The sequence below is a fragment of the Sporosarcina sp. P26b genome (genome assembly GCF_002743245.1).
Classification (GTDB): Bacteria; Bacillota; Bacilli; order Bacillales_A; family Planococcaceae; genus Sporosarcina; species Sporosarcina ureae_C.
Genome location: NZ_PDYW01000001.1, coordinates 38,001 through 56,209, shown reverse-complemented (window position 1 = coordinate 56,209; position 18,209 = coordinate 38,001). Strand labels below are relative to the sequence as shown.

General features: G+C 40.8%; 17 protein-coding genes. 7 read left to right on the top strand and 10 right to left on the bottom strand.

From position 1 onward, the window contains the following. Window positions 1–15: 15 nt before the first annotated feature. Window positions 16–573 carry a DUF420 domain-containing protein gene (locus CSV69_RS00330; protein WP_099692477.1) on the bottom strand — a complete coding sequence of 186 codons (558 nt, stop codon included), beginning with the start codon at window positions 571–573 and terminating at the stop codon, window positions 16–18. Window positions 574–641: 68 nt separating this feature from the next. After that, window positions 642–1,532, bottom strand: coding sequence for a LysR family transcriptional regulator (locus tag CSV69_RS00325; protein ID WP_085426715.1), 891 nt, complete (start codon window positions 1,530–1,532; stop codon window positions 642–644). A 129-nt stretch (window positions 1,533–1,661) separates the two neighbouring features. Between CSV69_RS00325 and CSV69_RS00320 the strand changes: the two genes are divergently transcribed. Further along, entirely contained in the window at window positions 1,662–2,636 is a 975-nt protein-coding gene (locus CSV69_RS00320; protein ID WP_198166218.1) for a DMT family transporter, read from the top strand. Between the two features lie 71 nt (window positions 2,637–2,707). On the opposite strand, the gene CSV69_RS00315 is transcribed toward CSV69_RS00320, so the two are convergent. Next, window positions 2,708–4,324 carry a methyl-accepting chemotaxis protein gene (locus CSV69_RS00315; protein WP_199170375.1) on the bottom strand — a complete coding sequence of 539 codons (1,617 nt, stop codon included), beginning with the start codon at window positions 4,322–4,324 and terminating at the stop codon, window positions 2,708–2,710. Window positions 4,325–4,413: 89 nt separating this feature from the next. Continuing rightward, window positions 4,414–4,782, bottom strand: coding sequence for a universal stress protein (locus CSV69_RS00310; protein WP_085426718.1), 369 nt, complete (start codon window positions 4,780–4,782; stop codon window positions 4,414–4,416). A 185-nt stretch (window positions 4,783–4,967) separates the two neighbouring features. Here CSV69_RS00310 and CSV69_RS00305 point away from each other — a divergent pair, with 185 nt between their 5' ends. Then, window positions 4,968–5,423, top strand: a complete 456-nt coding sequence (locus CSV69_RS00305; protein WP_099692476.1) for a hypothetical protein — start codon at window positions 4,968–4,970, stop codon at window positions 5,421–5,423. Between the two features lie 41 nt (window positions 5,424–5,464). Here the strand turns inward: CSV69_RS00305 and CSV69_RS00300 are convergent, their stop codons facing one another. From CSV69_RS00300 to argC, 5 genes are all read right to left on the bottom strand, one after another. After that, on the bottom strand, window positions 5,465–7,006 hold the full coding sequence (locus tag CSV69_RS00300) for an S-layer homology domain-containing protein (RefSeq protein WP_099692475.1): 1,542 nt from the start codon (window positions 7,004–7,006) through the stop codon (window positions 5,465–5,467). A 597-nt stretch (window positions 7,007–7,603) separates the two neighbouring features. Further along, window positions 7,604–8,734, bottom strand: coding sequence for an acetylornithine transaminase (locus tag CSV69_RS00295; RefSeq protein ID WP_099692474.1), 1,131 nt, complete (start codon window positions 8,732–8,734; stop codon window positions 7,604–7,606). Next, window positions 8,731–9,510 (bottom strand): acetylglutamate kinase, encoded by a 780-nt coding sequence (gene argB / locus CSV69_RS00290; RefSeq protein WP_099692473.1) that lies wholly within the window; start codon window positions 9,508–9,510, stop codon window positions 8,731–8,733. The genes CSV69_RS00295 and argB overlap by 4 nt, the downstream gene beginning before the upstream one ends. Next, complete coding sequence (argJ, locus tag CSV69_RS00285) at window positions 9,473–10,696, bottom strand: bifunctional glutamate N-acetyltransferase/amino-acid acetyltransferase ArgJ (RefSeq protein WP_099692472.1); 1,224 nt, start codon at window positions 10,694–10,696, stop codon at window positions 9,473–9,475. Before argJ ends, argB begins: the two co-directional genes overlap by 38 nt. A 40-nt stretch (window positions 10,697–10,736) precedes the next feature. Continuing rightward, window positions 10,737–11,771, bottom strand: coding sequence for an N-acetyl-gamma-glutamyl-phosphate reductase (argC, locus tag CSV69_RS00280; RefSeq protein WP_099692471.1), 1,035 nt, complete (start codon window positions 11,769–11,771; stop codon window positions 10,737–10,739). Window positions 11,772–11,971: 200 nt separating this feature from the next. Between argC and CSV69_RS00275 the strand changes: the two genes are divergently transcribed. Beyond that, window positions 11,972–12,751, top strand: a complete 780-nt coding sequence (locus CSV69_RS00275; protein WP_085426726.1) for an enoyl-ACP reductase FabI — start codon at window positions 11,972–11,974, stop codon at window positions 12,749–12,751. A 110-nt stretch (window positions 12,752–12,861) separates the two neighbouring features. Further along, complete coding sequence (gene brnQ / locus CSV69_RS00270) at window positions 12,862–14,181, top strand: branched-chain amino acid transport system II carrier protein (RefSeq protein ID WP_099692470.1); 1,320 nt, start codon at window positions 12,862–12,864, stop codon at window positions 14,179–14,181. 41 nt (window positions 14,182–14,222) lie between these two features. On the opposite strand, the gene argH is transcribed toward brnQ, so the two are convergent. Continuing rightward, the gene (argH, locus tag CSV69_RS00265; protein ID WP_099692469.1) at window positions 14,223–15,545 is read right to left on the bottom strand and encodes an argininosuccinate lyase; all 1,323 of its coding nucleotides are present in this window, start codon (window positions 15,543–15,545) and stop codon (window positions 14,223–14,225) included. 309 nt (window positions 15,546–15,854) lie between these two features. Here argH and CSV69_RS00260 point away from each other — a divergent pair, with 309 nt between their 5' ends. Genes CSV69_RS00260 through CSV69_RS00250 form a run of 3 tightly spaced genes read left to right on the top strand, consistent with a single transcriptional unit; the run spans window position 15,855 to window position 18,180 of the window. Further along, window positions 15,855–16,787: a cation diffusion facilitator family transporter gene (locus CSV69_RS00260; protein ID WP_099692468.1), complete on the top strand. Its 933-nt coding sequence runs from the start codon at window positions 15,855–15,857 to the stop codon at window positions 16,785–16,787. A gap of 5 nt (window positions 16,788–16,792) precedes the next feature. Further along, on the top strand, window positions 16,793–17,245 hold the full coding sequence (locus CSV69_RS00255) for a protoporphyrinogen oxidase (protein WP_099634996.1): 453 nt from the start codon (window positions 16,793–16,795) through the stop codon (window positions 17,243–17,245). Then, on the top strand, window positions 17,245–18,180 hold the full coding sequence (locus CSV69_RS00250) for a TRM11 family SAM-dependent methyltransferase (protein WP_099624772.1): 936 nt from the start codon (window positions 17,245–17,247) through the stop codon (window positions 18,178–18,180). The genes CSV69_RS00255 and CSV69_RS00250 overlap by 1 nt, the downstream gene beginning before the upstream one ends. Window positions 18,181–18,209: the final 29 nt, after the last annotated feature.

Genomic DNA, 18,209 nt, shown 5'->3' with positions numbered 1-18,209 from the left:
TATTTATCTGGTCACTTAATAATAAGGTGAAATCAAAATATACACAAGTACTCCGGTAAAACTAACATATAACCAGATGGGCATTGTCCAACGTGCGATTTTACGATGGCGCGGAATTTCCATATTCCATGCTCTTGCAACACTTGTCAATGCGAGCGGCACGATGGCAGCAGCAAGCAAAATATGTGTGATCAAGATGAAATAATAAAATCCTGCCATGAAGCCACTACCACCAAACGGCGTGGATTCTGATAAGAAATGGTACGAGACATATGTCACAAGAAATAAAGCAGTTGTGCCAAATGCGGCGTAAATAAAGCGCTGATGCACTTTGACATTCTTATTCATGATAGCGACTAGCGCACCGACAAGAAAGACAAATGTGAAGCTGTTAAATATAGCATTCAATAAAGGTAAAATTGTAATATCAAATGCAGTGAAATTCTCTACACCTGGCATTCCAGCTAAGACACCGATTGCACCGATGAGAATGATCGAGATCGCGATGATCGCCGGACGATAATTACGTTTCTTAAAGTTTGCAGGTGGTGTTGTCTGATTCGAATAATTCATCTAGTGACACTCCTAATTCTATAATCATAACTACCCTACATCGTACCATACGTAACACGTTGTGCAGGTTAAATTTGTGTCGATTTTTGAAATTGCGTTGCTGCTTCTTCCCTAAACTCATCAATCACTTTAATAAACTTCGTGATAGTCGGTGTTAAATATGAATCAGCACGACGGACAAAGACCGTTTTAATGTGACTATATTTTGGCGGTAGATGATAACAATAGACGACCCCTTGATCCAGTAGGTGCGAAACTGTCGATCTCGGAACGAATGTTACCCCTAGCCCCGCTGCCACACTACCAAGAATTGTCTCCAATGTTCCGAACTCCATCATTTTCGTTGGCTTAAATTGCTCATCGTCAAGCCAAGATTCCAACCGCGCCCGGTAACCGCATCCCTTACTGAAACAAAGAATTGGTTCATCTTTAATATCTGCAATGGATTGGAATGGTTTACTTGAAAGTAATACTAGTTCTTCTTCCAGTACATCATGTACAGCCAAGTCTGGATGCGTCGTCCCTTCCGAAATGAAAGCCCCGTCAAGTTGATGATTTAAAACTTTTGCTTGTAATCGCTCTGTTACTCCTGATAAAAGTGATATATCGACTTGGCTATACCTTTTATTATATCTCGATAGAATGATCGGTAGTTTGATGACAGTTTCTACTGAACCTAGCTCAAGCTTTCCGGAAGGCTCTTTGTCGTTCTGCACAACTTTTCTCATCTCATTCGTTAGAGATAAAATTTTCTCACTATATACAAGAAGTCTTTTTCCTTCAGGTGTTAGGATCATTCCACGGTTATGGCGGTTGAATAATGGCGTCTTTAGTTCCGATTCTAGTTTTTGTATTCGGGACGTAATATTGGACTGCACATAGCTTAATTCTTTTGCAGCTGCCGTAATAGTTCCTTTTTCCGCTACCATCTGAAATATTTCCAAGTCTTTGAATTCCATAGTCATCCTCCTAGTAATATTCTCTTATTTCTATGATATCAATAAAATTGATAGTAGTCATCATTATTATTCGTTTTACGTGATGTCTGAAATAGTGTTTACTAGAAGTAGTACTTCAAGGGGGTTTCGTTGTTGAAAAACAAAATTATCTGGGGAGCGCTTCTTTGCTTTATAGCGAGTGCATCATGGGGTGCAATGTTCCCGGTTGCTAATAGCGCGTTCAAAAACATTGATCCATTTTACTTCACATTAATTCGTTATGTATCCGTAACCGTTCTACTAGTTGTTATACTATTATTCAAAGAAGGAACAAAGGCTTTTCGGTTTGAGAAAAGAGGTTTATCTCTTTGGTTCTTCGGAACGATGGCGTTCGTTGTCTATAATCTCTTTATTTTCTGGGGGCAAGACTTGATGGGACAACCAGGCACTATGGTAGCTTCCGTTTCAGAAGCCATGATGCCCATGATTTCCATCGTAATTGTCTGGATCATCAGTCGACATAAGCCACATGGTTTTACACTCACATGTGTGTTCACTGCATTTGTCGGTGTCATGCTTGTAATTACAAAAGGTGATTTACGCACGTTCTTGACAGCGACCGATGATATTGTACCTTCATTATTAATTTTCCTAGCGGTAATCGGCTGGGTGATTTATACGATGGGTGGGAATCACTTTAGTGAATGGTCTGCATTGCGTTATTCTACATTGAGCTGTTTGCTCGGTACACTAACTGCCTGTATCGTGGTATTCTTCGTAACATTGACAGGTTATATTTCCGTGCCGACTGTGGAGACGTTGCAAATAGTGACACCACACATGCTGTTTATGATTGTATTTCCAGGTATTATCGCATTAGTAGGTTGGAACGTTGGCGTGCGAATTCTATCTCCATTGAACGGTTTATTGTTCATTAATTTTGTCCCAGTTACTACGCTAGTCATTTCATATATGCAAGGATATCAATTAACGATTTTCGATTATGTTGGTACAGCGTTTATTATTGCAGCCCTTTTAGGTAACAATATATTCTTACGCCTACAGCAGAAGCGCAAAGACGAGTCACGTCAATATAAGAAACATAATGTGCAACCTAGCGTTTAATTTAAATGTAGAAAACAGAAAGACACATTCCACGTATTAGGAATGTGTCTTTCTGTTTGAAATGTTTCTTTTTAAAATTTGAAGCGATGAACGATACGGCTCAGTGCAGCGGCCTCATCTGTTAGTTTGCTAGCATCACTTGCTAACTGCTGAATCCCCTCGACTTGTTCATCCATGCCCGCTACAGTTTGTACCACATCTTCTGTGAATAGTTCAGAGATTGTAGTGATTTGCTCAATAATTTTTTCTATTTGTTCACCATCTCGAATTAATTCTTCCGCGTGGCGGCTATTGCTCGTAACAGCGGATTTTGTATCGATCACGGCATCATTCATAAAGTGGATGGATTGACCTGCCACTTTTACGATTTGTACGCCTTCTTCTATAGTGTCTGTATTCGATTCTACATGTTGCACCGCAATTTTTACCTCATTATTGGTCTGTTCGAGTGTTCGCACTACATCATTGGCGAAGGCATTCGTTTCTTCTGCCAATTTACGGACTTCATTAGCGACGACTGAAAATCCGCTACCCGCCTCTCCAGCACGCGCTGCTTCGATAGAGGCATTTAGTGCTAACAGATTCGTTTGTTCAGCGATTTTTGTTATGAGTGACACTTTTTGAATGACTTGATTAATATCATCCGCCACTTGCATGATCTTTTGTGAGGACATATGAACCGCATCATTGATTTGTTGCATCTTTTCTTCCGTTTCCTCAATAGCTTGGCTACCTTCTGTTGCAGCAGTCGATGCGTTTTCAGATTTGGATAGCGTTTGCTGTATACGTGTTTCCATTTCTCGAATTCCTGCCATCATCGTCTGGATCATTGCGTTGGCAGATTGCAGTGAAGATAATTGTTGCTCTGTCCCACCCTGGAAACTTTGCATTGTTTCACCATAGGAAGTGAAAACATCCGATAATCGATTCGCTTCAGATGCTTGTACCTCACTAATTCTGTCCACAATTTCAGACGAACGGTCTAGTTCTGTAACGATATTTTTTGTACCGATGACAATCTTATTAATTTCAAAACCAATTTGATTAAATTCTGATCTAGATCGTTCCGTTACTTCAGCTGTCAGATCCCCCGATGAAATTTTTCTCGTGACTTTTCTCCAAGATCTTACACCTTTCATGACAATCTTATAAAGCGCAGTAGTGAAAAAGCCTGAAAGAATTAAAGACGTAATAACAAATGCGGCACCCTGTTGAATAGTTAAATCAAAAGTATATGCAAGTGCTGCCATAGCCACAGCTGGTAACAGAACAGCTGCTGTCGCTCCATATAGAATATACTTCTGATGATTGATGCGTCCTAATCGAAGTGTAAATTGTCTACCCGCTACTCGGATAATTGGCATCGAGGCATCAATAAGTCGCTCACCCGATTTCCGATCATATACCTGTAATAACGGCTTAGTTGTATTAGCAGCACGCAAGCCGACCGTATCGGAAAATACTGTACCTTCCCATAATCGATTCGTATGGATATAACTGCGGCCGGTTTCATCGACAATCACAAAGTATTCGTCATCTTGTAACTGTTCGTCCAATAGTTGATGAAGTCGTTGATAATTTAAAGTAAATGATTGTTCATTTTCAATTAATGGCTGTATACGTTTCGTCACTTGTTCCACTTTAGTCAATGCTTTTCTTGCAGAAGATGTGCTTAATATTTTTTCCACTAACAACACCTCTTTAGGTTCTTTTATACTATATACTGAATATAGCATAAGTTATGATAAAGGTCACACCCTATTTTAATGATACCCCATCACTCCGCATGTTCAGGAATTAAAAGCACAGGGCATTTGGCTAACTGCAATACTTGTTTGCTGACACTGCCGATTGCTTCCGCTTTTCCTTTTCCTATTGCCATCGCAATATAACGAACTTCTTTATCATTTGACTCCGCGATAATTTCCATAGCAGGTATACCTGTACGGACTTTTGCAGAATATATGACGTCTTGTCCATGCAACATATACCCACCTTTTTTAATGGTTGCCAAGCCCAGTTCTTGTAGTGTTGGTTGAATATTTAATAAAACTACTTCGTCATCGTATAATTTTGCCAATTCTATTGCGTGGTGTACGACCTTAAATCCAGCATTTGATCCATCCAATGGCACAACAATCTTCATAACGATTCCCCCTGAATTAATAATTAAAGGCTATATTCTAACGCATAAACATCCTACTTTACTCATTCTATTTTTACAGGAGCATTTCCTCTTTATCATGGGCATTACAATCGTCTCATTTGATTTAAGCTGGGGTTACTTTTACACTGTGTACACTTAATAAAGTTAAATAGGAGTGAATGCATTTGAAGAAGTGGTGGCTTTTACCTACACTCGCTATATTTTTAGCTGCATGTGGTAACAATGGGGAAACAAAACCTGTAGAAGATGAGGATATCTCGGTGGATGTGATCGAGCCTGAAGAAGAACCGGCAGAACCTGAAGTAGCTGAACCTGCTGAGACTGAAACTACTACAGAAGAAGCACCTGCTAAAGAAATACCAGCCGAAGAACCAAATGTTCCATACGAGCCTGCTAACTCTAACTTATTGGGACATGAAGAGGCTGCGATATTGGCAGAATATATTCCGATGGATGAGTTAACTGCTCAAGTGGAAGTGGACAATCAAAACAAGCGTGTTACTTTATTTGAAAATGAAAGCGGACAGAAGGTTTATAAAAGCATTTTCATAAAACACGAAAGCCATTTGAAGATTATTGATTTAAAAGCCGATGATTTATTATTTGAAGGTCAGCTGTAAAATAGTAAAGCGCACAGACATCAATTTGTCTGTGCGCTTTTTCATTTCAAATATCTTCTTGCTGAAACATACTCCGATTTATATGGCTCTACTGTCATCGGGATGATCTCTACTGTACGTTTTGGGTTAGGTGCATGAATCATTTGACCGTTTCCTGCGTACATTCCCACGTGATGGATGATTCCTTTCCCCTTATTGTAAGCAAAGAACATTAAGTCACCCGGTTGAAGATCTTTCTTCTGCACTAGCTTTCCATTTAGTGCTTGTACAGAGGCATCGCGTGGTATATCGATACCATGATGGCGATAGACAGAATACGTGAATCCAGAACAGTCCAAGCCAAATCCTGAAGTACCTGCCCATAAATACGTTAATCCGTCAAAAAGCTTGGCTGTATCCATTATTTGCTGTGTCGTCGGTTGTGGCATAATACCATCCGCCGCAACTATCTTCACCGCATTTTTATCAATATATTTAATTCCGTCCGCAGGCGTTTGGACAGCGAGCTTGTGATCCATTACATGAACGATAGGCAATGTGGTATTAAAGCTAATTGAACGGAAGAATTGTTTTCCATTCTCATCCATTGTCAGTGCCGCTGATTTCTTCGTCACCATAGCTGTATCGCATGTCGCATAATTAGGATATAACGTTGTCAAATGGTTTTTCAACATCCAACCTGGGTAACCTTCTGCGTTTTTAGGTGAGCTTTGATCGATTACTGCTACTTGGACCCAGTCTCCTTTTGTTTGTAAGACCTTTACTGTTTGACCGTAAAGTGCTTGAGTCTCCAGTTTACCTACTAACCACTGCTTTTCGCGCAAATTCATCGCTGCAACCCATTTCGTAATATCAGGTGTTTTGGCTGTAGAGAAAGCATCTACTTTCCGAGTCTTTCCTGGTTCTTTCCAAAGTGTTGTAACGGGTACATTTACTGTTTGCACAGGGGTATTGTTCGGTTTATAACAGGCCGACTGCTCTCTGAAACTAGGCTCCAGAATTCGCGCGAGAAATACCGCAAAGTGTCCACGAGTTAATGTTTGATTCGGTTTGAACGTGTTATCTAGATACCCTGTCGTAATAGCATTTACAGACAACTTTTGTATGTCTGATAAACCCCAGTATGTTGCGGGCACATCTCGGAATCGATACGTAGACGTACCTGCCAGATCGAATGCGCGAACGAACACCGCCGCCATTTGGCCACGCTTCAAATTTCCATGGGGTTGAAATTCTTTTTTCTCGTTCCCCATAAAGATTCCTTCATCCACCATTGCAGCAATAAGTGCATAGTGCGGATGCGACGTTTGAACGTCGGATAATTTGGCATCTGGTCTATTGCCTATGGGTATGTTTAATGCACGCTGGATCATTCCTGAAGCTTCGAGCCGTGTGATTGGTTCGTTCACACGATATGTAGTGCTAGGTTTTTCTATGATGATTCCTTTTTCAACTAGGTATTGTATTTCAGCAGCTGCAGAGTGTTGTGGACGTACGTCTTGGAATATGGCGGCAAAAGAAGCGACTGGGAATGCAGAGACGACCAGTATCATCGCCAGCACTATTCCACAAATTTTTTTCAAGTCTAGGACACTTCCATTCTCTTAAATTGTATTGCCTTAACTATACCTGAGCGATAATTCTTTGTATAGAAATAATTCAAAAGAGTGTCTTAGGGTAAGGTAGCTGGCAAGGGTTTAGGGGTTGGGGATTTGCGCTACGGAGGGGACGCTTTCCGGAGGGCGGTGAACCACACTACTAGTGCAAAGATGTGCTCCTAATGCTACGCTTTTGCACAATCCCTTGCATTACGAGTGGGCGATACTCTTTGTTGTGCATTAAGGTTATGGTTGTGATTAATGTTGAGCTTTCAAGGCTATGAGCGGTTATCAAGGTTCTATGATCACTTAGATGAATCTATGAGCACTCGTGGCGTCTGATAGAGCGGATTGCGCGTGCTATAGAGCGCAAAACGTGTTCTATGAGCCCTCAAACGGATTCTATGAGCGGAAGCTGGACGCTGGAGCTTCCATCCCGAACCACTCACAATCCCACTCACTGCTACTAAGCTCTTGCATTTAAACCCACGAAAAAAGGATCCCCCTTGAAGTACTGTGACTTCTGGGACATCCCTAATTAACTGAATAGCAGCTCGCTGACTACCTTAATTCAAATATTCATCACGACAAGACATTCTTCAAAATTGCTACTGCTTCGTCGATCTCTTCTTTCGAAACCGTCAATGGCGGCAACAAACGGATCACGTTTGTTCCAGCAGGTACAAGCAACAACCCTTGCTTCTCCGCCTCTTGTATAAATGGACCAATCTCCTGATCCGAATGAATTCCAACTAACAAGCCATTACCTCGAATAGAATACTTTCCTACAGGTAATTCTGCTTGAAGCTGTTGCTTCAGATAAGCTGACTTTTCTTGAATGTTCTTTAAGAATGCAGGATCAAATACATGATCGATTACTGTCTGTGCAACCGCAACGGCTAATGGATTACCACCGAATGTAGTACCGTGTGTGCCAGGGCCGAATGTGTCGAATAGCTTTTCTCCTGCTAACAACGCACCGATTGGGAAACCGCCACCAAGACCTTTAGCTAGTGAAACAATGTCAGGCTTTAGAGCGGTCTGCTCGTAAGCATAACGAGTTCCTGTGCGTCCAATCCCCGTCTGAACTTCGTCAATGAGTAGAAGAATATTAAATTCTTTACATACTGCCATAACTGCTTCAGCGAATGCTGGTTCAATAGAGTTGACACCACCTTCTGCTTGAATCACTTCCAGCATGATGGCTGCTACACTACCGTTAGCTGCTTGTTTCAGAGCTTCGACATCATTAAAAGGTAATGCTTCAAAGCTTTCAAGCATTGGGCCGAAGCCTTGTTGGATTTTATCTTGTCCCGTTGCCGCCATTGCACCGAATGTCCGACCGTGAAATGATTGTTTAAAAGTTAAGATATGATGCTTGCCTGTATGTTTACGTGCAAGTTTAATCGCCGCTTCATTCGCTTCGGCTCCACTATTACAAAATAAAGCATACGACAAATCCGTGTCTTTCGTTAACGATTCTGCGAGCTTTTCTTGCTCTGGACTTTCGAATAGATTCGAAATATGCCAAAGTTTCTCACTCTGTTCTTGCAATGCCTTGACGATTGCAGGATGAGCGTGTCCTAGACTAACGACTGCGATGCCGCTTGTAAAGTCCAAATACTCCTTCCCCTTATCATCTGTTACTACGGTACCTTGCCCTTTGACTAGATGCACCGCACGTCTTGCATAGTTGTTGAATAAAGAAGTCACGCGATTGCCCCCTCATTGGTAATGACCGTGCCGTTTAGTTTTTGACACACAATCTTTACAGATGGAATTCCCGCCTCTAGGCAATCAATCGCTGCCATTACTTTAGGAATCATTCCTCCATAAATATCTTCTGTTTTAATCCACCCATAGATAGCTTGTGGTTCCACTTCTGTTTGAGGTTGATCTTGAATTCGGATACCTGATGTATCTGTCACCAGTAATAAACTTTCCGCTTCTACAGCCAATGCAATTCGACTCGCCACTGTATCCGCATTCACGTTCAATGGTTCTCCTGATTCTGTCTTACCGACACAAGAGATGACGGGAGTAATTCCTGCATCCAATAACGTATCCAGTATTTCTGTTTCAACGGATTTAATTTTCCCCACGTAGCCATACGTATCAAAATCAAGCAAATCACACGTAAATAAGTTTGCATCATATCCACTTAGTCCAACCGCCTTGACTCCTTCTTGATTGAAACGTTGAACGAGCGAAGGATTCACTTGACCAATCATAATCGATTGAACAATACCGATTGCTTCAGCGGATGTCACACGAAATCCATTCACCACGGACGAAGTGACTCCACGATCTGCAAGCTCTTGATTGATACTTGGTCCCCCACCATGAACAATAATTACTTGAATTCCGTCTTGTTGTAACTTTTTCACACACTGGAAAAAGGTATCGCTTAATTCATCTAACATACTGCCACCTAGTTTTATTACCTGTCGCTTACGTACGATATGTTGCGTTGATTTGGACGTAGTCATATGTTAAATCGCACCCCCATGCCATTCCCTGACCAGTTCCCTGGTTTAATTCTATTGCAAATTTAACTTCATGCTGCTTTAGATAAATTAATAACTTTTCTTCTGAAAACGGAATTGGTTCGCCACCTTCTACTACTACCGTGTCACCAATAGAGATCTTGATGTCTTCCGGATCTATTGTGGCTCCACTATATCCAACTGCCGCAATAATTCTACCCCAGTTTGCGTCACAGCCAAATACTGCCGTCTTAACAAGCGGTGATCCTACAACGGATTTTGCAATTTGACGGGCTTGTTCATCGGAAACTGCACCTGTTACTTTCGCTTCAATCAGCTTTGTAGCACCTTCTCCGTCTTTTGCGATCATTTTCGCCAAATCACGCGATACAGCATGCAATGCATCAACAAATGACTGCCACTCAGGATGATCTGGCGTTAATGTGCGATTGCCTGCAAGACCATTCGCCATGACAAGTACCATATCATTCGTCGATGTATCACCGTCTACTGTAATCGAGTTAAACGTAACATCAGTTATTTCTTTTAATGCTGTCTGTAAATGTTCAGATTCGATAGTAGCATCGGTTGTGATGAAGCCTAGCATCGTCGCCATATTTGGTTCGATCATACCTGAACCTTTGGCTACACCTGCTACTACTACTTCACGCTCATCGATTACTGTCGCATATGCTGTATTTTTTGTTACAGTATCCGTTGTCAAAATCGCTTGCGAAAATTGAATGGAACCTTCAAGTGTATCCATTGGTTGAAGCTTTTCTATGCCTGAAAGTAAAGGCACCATATTCATTTGTTCACCGATTACACCTGTTGAAGCAATTCCTACGAGATTGGATTCAATCCCCAAATGCTCAGCAGTTTTTTGTTGCATAGTCATAGCATCTAGCATGCCTTGCTTACCTGTACATGCATTCGCATTACCTGAATTAATAACAATCGCCTGCATCTTTTGCGTTTCATAGACGACTTTCTTTGTGACTTGAAGTGGAGCTGCCTGGATTACATTCGTTGTAAAGACACCTGCAACACTCGCTGGCACTTCGCTGACCAATAGAGCCAAATCATTTTTCTTATGTTTTAGCCCACAGTGAATCCCGACTGCCTTAAATCCTTTTGGTGAGATAATATTTTTACGCGAGATGCGCTTCATGCTTTCGATAGTTTCCATAGTAGTGCTCCCCCTCAATTCTTGTGTACAAATTAATAGTTCAAATCCACAATGGAATGATATCGATTCCTGTTTTTTCATCAAGTCCATATTGGATATTCATGTTTTGAATTGCTTGTCCAGCAGCACCTTTTACGACATTATCAATAACTGCTATAATCGTTGCCTGATTTGTTCGTGGATCTACTTTGACATGTATATCGCAATAGTTGGAGCCATATACCTGTTTCGTGCTAATTCTTTGTACATCTGTCAAAACACGAACGAACGGACTATCTTTATATGATTCTTGCAAACAGTTTACGAGTTGTTCTTCAGTTACTTGTCCATTCACTTTTGCATAACTTGTAGTCATGATCCCTCTTGTCATAGGTACGAGGTGCGTAGTAAACATAATTGGTTCCGGCTGATCAGCGAATATATTCATTGCCTGTTCAATTTCCGGAATATGTTGATGCTGATGAATCTTATAGATAGAGAAGTTTTCATTTGTTTCACTGAAATGTGTTGCCTGACTTGGTTTATTGCCCGCACCAGATACTCCACTTTTCGCATCAATAATTAATTGACTTCCTTCGATTAGTTTATTTTTCAGCAATGGCAGTAAAGATAGAAGAACCGCCGTTGGGTAACAACCCGGATTCGCAATCACTTCTGCATCAGCAATTTCATTCTTATTCCATTCAGGAAGCCCATATACACTCTTCTGCAAATAATCAAGCGGAGGTGCATCTTTTTGATACCATTGCTCAAATGTTCCTTGATCTTTCAAGCGAAAATCTCCTGACAAATCAATTAATTTCGCGCCTGCCCCTACTAGCGGAGGAAGTAATGTGGTCGTAACGCCAGCTGGTGTACTGAAAAACACAGTGTCAAGTTTACTAATATGTTCCGGTTCAATAGCTTTCATCTTCTGATCGTGAATTTTCACGAGATGCGGATATTTTTGAGAAAAGATAGTCCCCACTTCTGAGGAAGTGAATAAATCAATTTGTTCAATTTCCGGATGGTTTTGCAGTAACCGAATCAATTCTAGGCCACCATATCCGGACGCTCCTACGATTCCAACCTTCAACGCCATCACCTCATTATTCATTAAAGACAAGTATACGGATGTATAATTATAAAGTCAACTGTATTTTTATTTATTAACAGTCAATTCGAAAATTCTCTTTTCATTCTTAATAGAAATTCTATAACTTCCCCTTCACTATATGTTATTATTATGAAGAGTATAATATGATCAAATGAATAAGAAACTTTCAGGAGGCTATTATGGTAGATTTATTAAAATTATCCGGTAAAAACATTGTGATTATGGGTGTGGCAAATGAACGTAGTATTGGTTGGGGAGTAGCAAAAGCATTATTCTCAGTTGGTGCGAATGTCATTTTCACATACCGTAAAGATCGCTCTCGTGATAAATTAGAAAAAGCTTTAGCTAAAAGTGAATTTACAGCTACACAAATCGTGCAGTGTGATGTGAATAGTGATGAAAGCATCGAGCAAGCATTCAAATCGATTGGCGAACAAGTTGGTGTTATTCATGGCGTAGTCCACTCTATCGCATTTGCACATCAACAAGACTTGCATAATCCATTTGTGGAAACGACTCGTGAAGGATATGCATTCGCACAAGATTCCAGTGCTTATTCATTAGTTGCGGCAGCACGTGAAGCCCGCCATTATATGACTGAAGGCGGAGCGATCATTACGATGAGTTATTTAGGAGCGGAACGAGTTCTTGAAGGCTATAACGTAATGGGTGTTGCAAAAGCAGCTCTTGAAGCTTCTGTACGCTACTTAGCATCTGAGCTAGGTGAACAAAATATTCGTGTCAATGCAATCTCTGCTGGAGCAGTTCGCACATTGTCCGCAAAAGGTGTTCCTTCTTTTAATACCATCCTTAGTCAAATTGAGGAACGCGCGCCACTAAAACGTAACGTCAAACCTGAAGAAGTTTCAGATATGACGGTAGCAATGCTAAGTAATTTGTCGAGCGGTGTGACAGGCGAAGTCATCTATGTCGATGCTGGCTACCACATTATGGGGTAATCTTATGAAGGATTCTCTTAGGAGAATCCTTTTTTATGGCCACTTTTATTATTGTAGAATTAATTATCTAAATACATACGCTTTTCTAAGTACTTCAGGAGGAATACCAAATGAATAGATTTACAAAATTCGATACGTTCAAATTGGGGCTGACGATGTTTGCTCTATTTTTCGGTGCAGGAAATATGATCTTCCCACCGCTGCTAGGTCAACTAGCAGGAACACAAACTTGGATCACACTGGCTGGTTTTTTAATAACAGGAGTGGGTCTTCCCTATCTTGGCATAATTGCAGTCACTATGAGTGGCAATCAATTAAGTGATTTAGCTGGAAGAGCATCACCTGTATTCGCCATGATTTTTCCATTGGTTGTATATTTAGCACTCGGACCGTTCTTCGGTGTTCCGCGTACAGCGACTGTTTCGTTCGAAATTGCCGTTTCTTCATTTGTACCGGATTCGTATTCTAGGTTAGCATTGGCACTCTTCTCCATTGTATTTTTTGCAGTAACAATTTGGCTATCACTTAAGCCGAATAAAATAGTCGATCGATTCGGAAGTATATTAACTCCGATATTGCTAGCTATCGTAATGTTTATTGTCATGATTGGTATGATCAATCCAGTAGGCAAAGCGGGCGCGCCGCAAGGATCTTATGCAGAAGATTACTTTTATAAAGGATTTATTGAAGGGTATGGAACAATGGACGCAATGGCAGCGCTAGTCTTTGCCATTATCGTCATTAATGCCGTGAAGGCGAAAGGGATTACAGATAGAAAGGCGATAACTTCTATTACGATGAAAGCTGGATCCATAGCAGTTATCGGGCTGAGTTTTGTCTATGCTGGATTGGCCTATTTAGGGATGACGAGCCGCTCTGTAGCAGAAGGCGCCACGAACGGCGGAGATATTTTAGCAAAACTTGCATATGCCTTGATGGGGAATAACGGTTTATACTTACTTGGACTTGCAGTAACACTAGCTTGCTTAACGACTTCGGTTGGATTGACGACTGCTAGTGCGACCTATCTTTCTAAAGTCGCGCCTAAGATTTCCTATACAACGTTCGTCTTTATTATTTGTTCGTTTTCTGTGTTAGTTGCGAATGTAGGCCTCACGCAATTGCTTGCAGTAATGATTCCAGTATTAGGTGGAGTTTATCCTCTAGCCATAGTCTTAATTACTTTTAGATTGTTACATCCGTTATTCAAAGGCTATCATGAAGTATATAATTATGGTTTACTAGCAGCAGGTCTTATTGGATTCTTTGATGTGTTACGAGCATTTAATATCGATCTGGTACCGGTTACATATATATTGGAATTCTTACCTTTATATGAGCAAGGCGTCGGATGGATGTTGCCTGCAGTTATGTTTGGTGCAATAGGTTTTATTGTCGCTTCCATTCAAGGTAAGCCTCGCGTTGAATAGTAAAAAGCCTGCGGACATTCCGCAGGCTTTTTATATGCTTATTAGATTTCTTTCATCAATCCCTTATTCCCTTTTGTAATAATGGATTCATAATCGATGTATTCGTAGATGTCTTCTTCCATGTGGTCGCTGAAGTTTTTGAGTTCGCCTACTGTCAGGTCCTCGATCGCTTTATTTTCCTGTTCACAATAAATGATGATTTTACCGACGATTTCATGCGCGTCGCGGAATGGCGTACCTTTTGCAACTAAGTAGTCCGCCACTTCTGTCGCATTCAAGAATCCACCTTTAATTGCAGCTTTCATATGCTCTGCATTTACTTGTAGAGTGTCGATCATTTTAGACATGATTTCTAAGCAGTCAAGAACAGTATCTAATGCATCGAAGAATTGTTCTTTGTCTTCCTGCATGTCTTTATTATATGTTAATGGCAAACCCTTTAACGTCGTCAGTAAAGCGAATAAAGAACCATAAACTCGGCCAGTTTTACCACGGATCAGTTCTGCCGCATCTGGATTTTTCTTCTGAGGCATTATACTACTTCCTGTTGAGTAAGCATCTGAAATCGTGATAAAGCGGAACTCTTGGCTACTCCAAAGAATAAGCTCTTCACTCAATCTACTCATGTGCATCATAATTAACGAGAAGTCGGACATCAATTCTATTAAATAGTCACGATCGCTGACACCGTCTAGAAAGTTATCTACCGGCTTATCGAACCCTAGTAATGAGGTCGTCACTTGGCGATCAATATCATGCGTCGTACCGGCAAGTGCACCACAGCCAAGTGGATTTTCATTCAAAATCTCGGCCGCATTTTGCACACGTTTTTTATCGCGTTTGAACATTTGTGCATAAGCACCTAGATGATGTCCGAAAGTGACGACCTGCGCGCGTTGCAAATGTGTGTAGCCCGGCATAATAACGTTGTTTGCTCTTCCCTTTGCTTCAAGTGAATCAATTAAGACTTGCAGCGCATCCATGACGACAGAAGTTTGATTTCTAGCATACTGTCTCATATCGACTGCTACTTGATCGTTTCGGCTGCGGGCTGTATGCAATTTCTTACCCGTCTCCCCTACTCGCTCTGTGAGATTCATTTCAATAAACGAATGAATATCTTCATAATTGCCTTCGATTTGCAATTCACCCGATTCGATATCCGCCAAAATCGACTGCAAACCATCCACTAGTAATTCACCTTCTTCAGGTGACAATAAATCTGAATGAACTTGCATCGTTACGTGTGCGATACTACCTGCGATATCCTCTCTATATAAACGATAATCAACGGGTAAAGAGCTATTAAATTTCTCCATGATTTCATCTGCTTTACTACTAAAACGACCGCCCCAAAGCTTCATTATTCATCAAACCTTTCAATTCGTATTTTTATACGTATCATTGTATAGAAATTATGTTCATCATGATCTTGTATCTTTTCTATTCTTTTATTTTGACACAGTAGACGACATTTTTCTACTCTGAGTGATGTAGTACATTCTTGCATAAACCGTATAGCTATGGGATAATGATTGAACTACAAATGAATGAGTGATGACAATGAGAAACTTTGTCCCAATCCAACAATTAAAATCATGTATGACCTCGCCCAAATTAAGCGAGGTTTTTTTGTTGCTTCGAGGAAACACTGTTAGAGGAGGGAAACATTTATGACCATTCAAGTACGTGAGCATTCCACTTCTGCGATTATGGCTATCTGGATCAGTTTATTGAGTAATGTGATCTTGACTATATTAAAACTGGTCGTCGGATTTGTTTTCAGAAGTCCGGTTTTACTTGCGGATGGCTTTCACAACGCAGGTGATGTGGTAGCTTCTGCAGCCGCACTGACTTCCATGCAAATTTCAAAACGTCCTGCAGATGAAGATCATCCATATGGACACGGCAAAGCGGAAGTCATTGGTTCAAGCATAGTCGCTATTATTTTAGGGTTAGCTGCAATCTATATTGCTTTCGAAGCGATCATGGCCTTATTTGAAGATCCCGCTACAGCAAGTAGAATCGCTTTGCTCACTGCCGTCGTGTCGTTAATTTGGAAATATATACTCTATATTTATACAATACGTATAGGTAAAGCAGAAAACAGTAAAGGGCTAATTGCGACAGCATATGACCACTTAGCTGATGTCTATGCTTCACTTGCTGCAGTAGTAGGTATTGGACTTGCCTTAATCGGAGATGCTTACGAATGGCCGCTACTCACGTATGGAGATCCCATCGCGGGTATTATTGTCTCTATTCTGGTCTTTAAAATCGCTATGGAGATCGGTAAAGAAAGTATTGATATATTGATGGAAAAAAGCGTCTGTGATGAGCGTTTAATCGCATTTGAAGAATTGATTCATTCTATTCCGGAAGTAAAACGAATTGATCGCTTGCGTGCAAGAGAACATGGACATTATGTATTGGTTGATATTCGAATCGGGATTAATGGTGATTTGACGATACAAGAAGGCCATATTATCTCGAGTAGATTACGTAATTTAATCATGGCGAAAAATGAAGACGTGGATGAAGTATTAATTCACTTAAATCCGTGGTATCCCGAAAAACAATCCGGTATACTTACTAACGAGGAGTGAATAAAATGAGTACAGTAACAATCAAAACAATAGAAGTATGTGTAAAGGAAACAGAGGAAACCGTACGCTTTGCAGATGAGCGTTTTTTACAAGAACCCATCTCTTATTTGAAATCGAATATAGCTGAATTTCTTTTTGTCGAGTCCCCTGACTTCGATGAGATCAAAGTGGATTCGCTGGCACTTGAAGTAGATGACATGTTCAAAACGTATATGGCATTATTTGGTTTGCAAGGTAAGAAAAAAGAAGGCGAAACTATTCGTACATTTATTGAGGAAAAACTTCAGCATAATCTACATGGCTTTAGTATTTCTTTTTCCGACAATGAAGGCTTCTGGGAATTAAATATTCCGCTTGATTCTCTCAAAGGGTTTGATGAGACGATGCCTATTCAAGATGCACTACAACTTCTGTTTGAAGTACTTGGCGATTTGCATAAAATGAGAGCAAATAACTAATGGCTTCGCAATTTATATATACGTATATTCGGCACCGCGATGAAAAGGAATTATGTCGAATGGAAATGCGAGCGTTTTTCGGTTATGACGTAGAAGACAACGTGATTATAAGTGATATTGGCGTTGATCCGTCACGAAGCCCGTTCATACAAACGCGACTCGAAATCTTACTGGATGCAGACAGTTTAGAAATGCTGGCAGACAAAGCTTCTAAGCTGGAGACCGATCAATTATTTAAGACCGTCTGCTTGAATGATATGACGCTATCAACGACAGCTAAAATTGGTCATGACACGCGTCGTGAAATTGAGCGTACAATTGGATTGCAGATCAAAGGCGAGCCTGAACTTGACCATCCTGAAGTATTCATCGGGATTATGCAATTAGACGGTCGTTGGTACGCAGGAAATGTGCTTTACAGTTCTTCTGACTGGCATGTTCACCAGCAGAAGCCCCACATGTATTCCACTGCGCTTGGTACACGTCTCGCTAGAGCTGCCGTCAATATTGCAGTACCGCACCCTGAAGGGAAACGCGTCATCGATCCTTGCTGTGGAATCGGCACTGTCCTTGTTGAAGCATTATCTATGGGAATCCCTATTGAAGGTCGCGATATTAATCCGCTTGTCGTCTATGGCTCAAGGAAAAACATCGACTACTTCAATTTAGAAGGCAATGTCACAATAGGTCCAATTGCTGAAGTTGACGAAGAATACGATGTGGCCATTATCGATATGCCGTATAATTTATTTACGCATATTACAGCAGAAGGCCAACTCGAAATTTTGAAAGAAGCTCGACGTTTTGCCAAAAGCTGTTTAATTATTACGATTGAAAATATGGATGAAATGCTCGAAATTGCTGGATTTGAGATAGCGGATCGTTGCCTTGCACATAAAGGTACGTTTTCGCGTGAAGTTGTCCTATGTAAATAATGAAAGACGAGTGAGTTTTTCTCTCACTC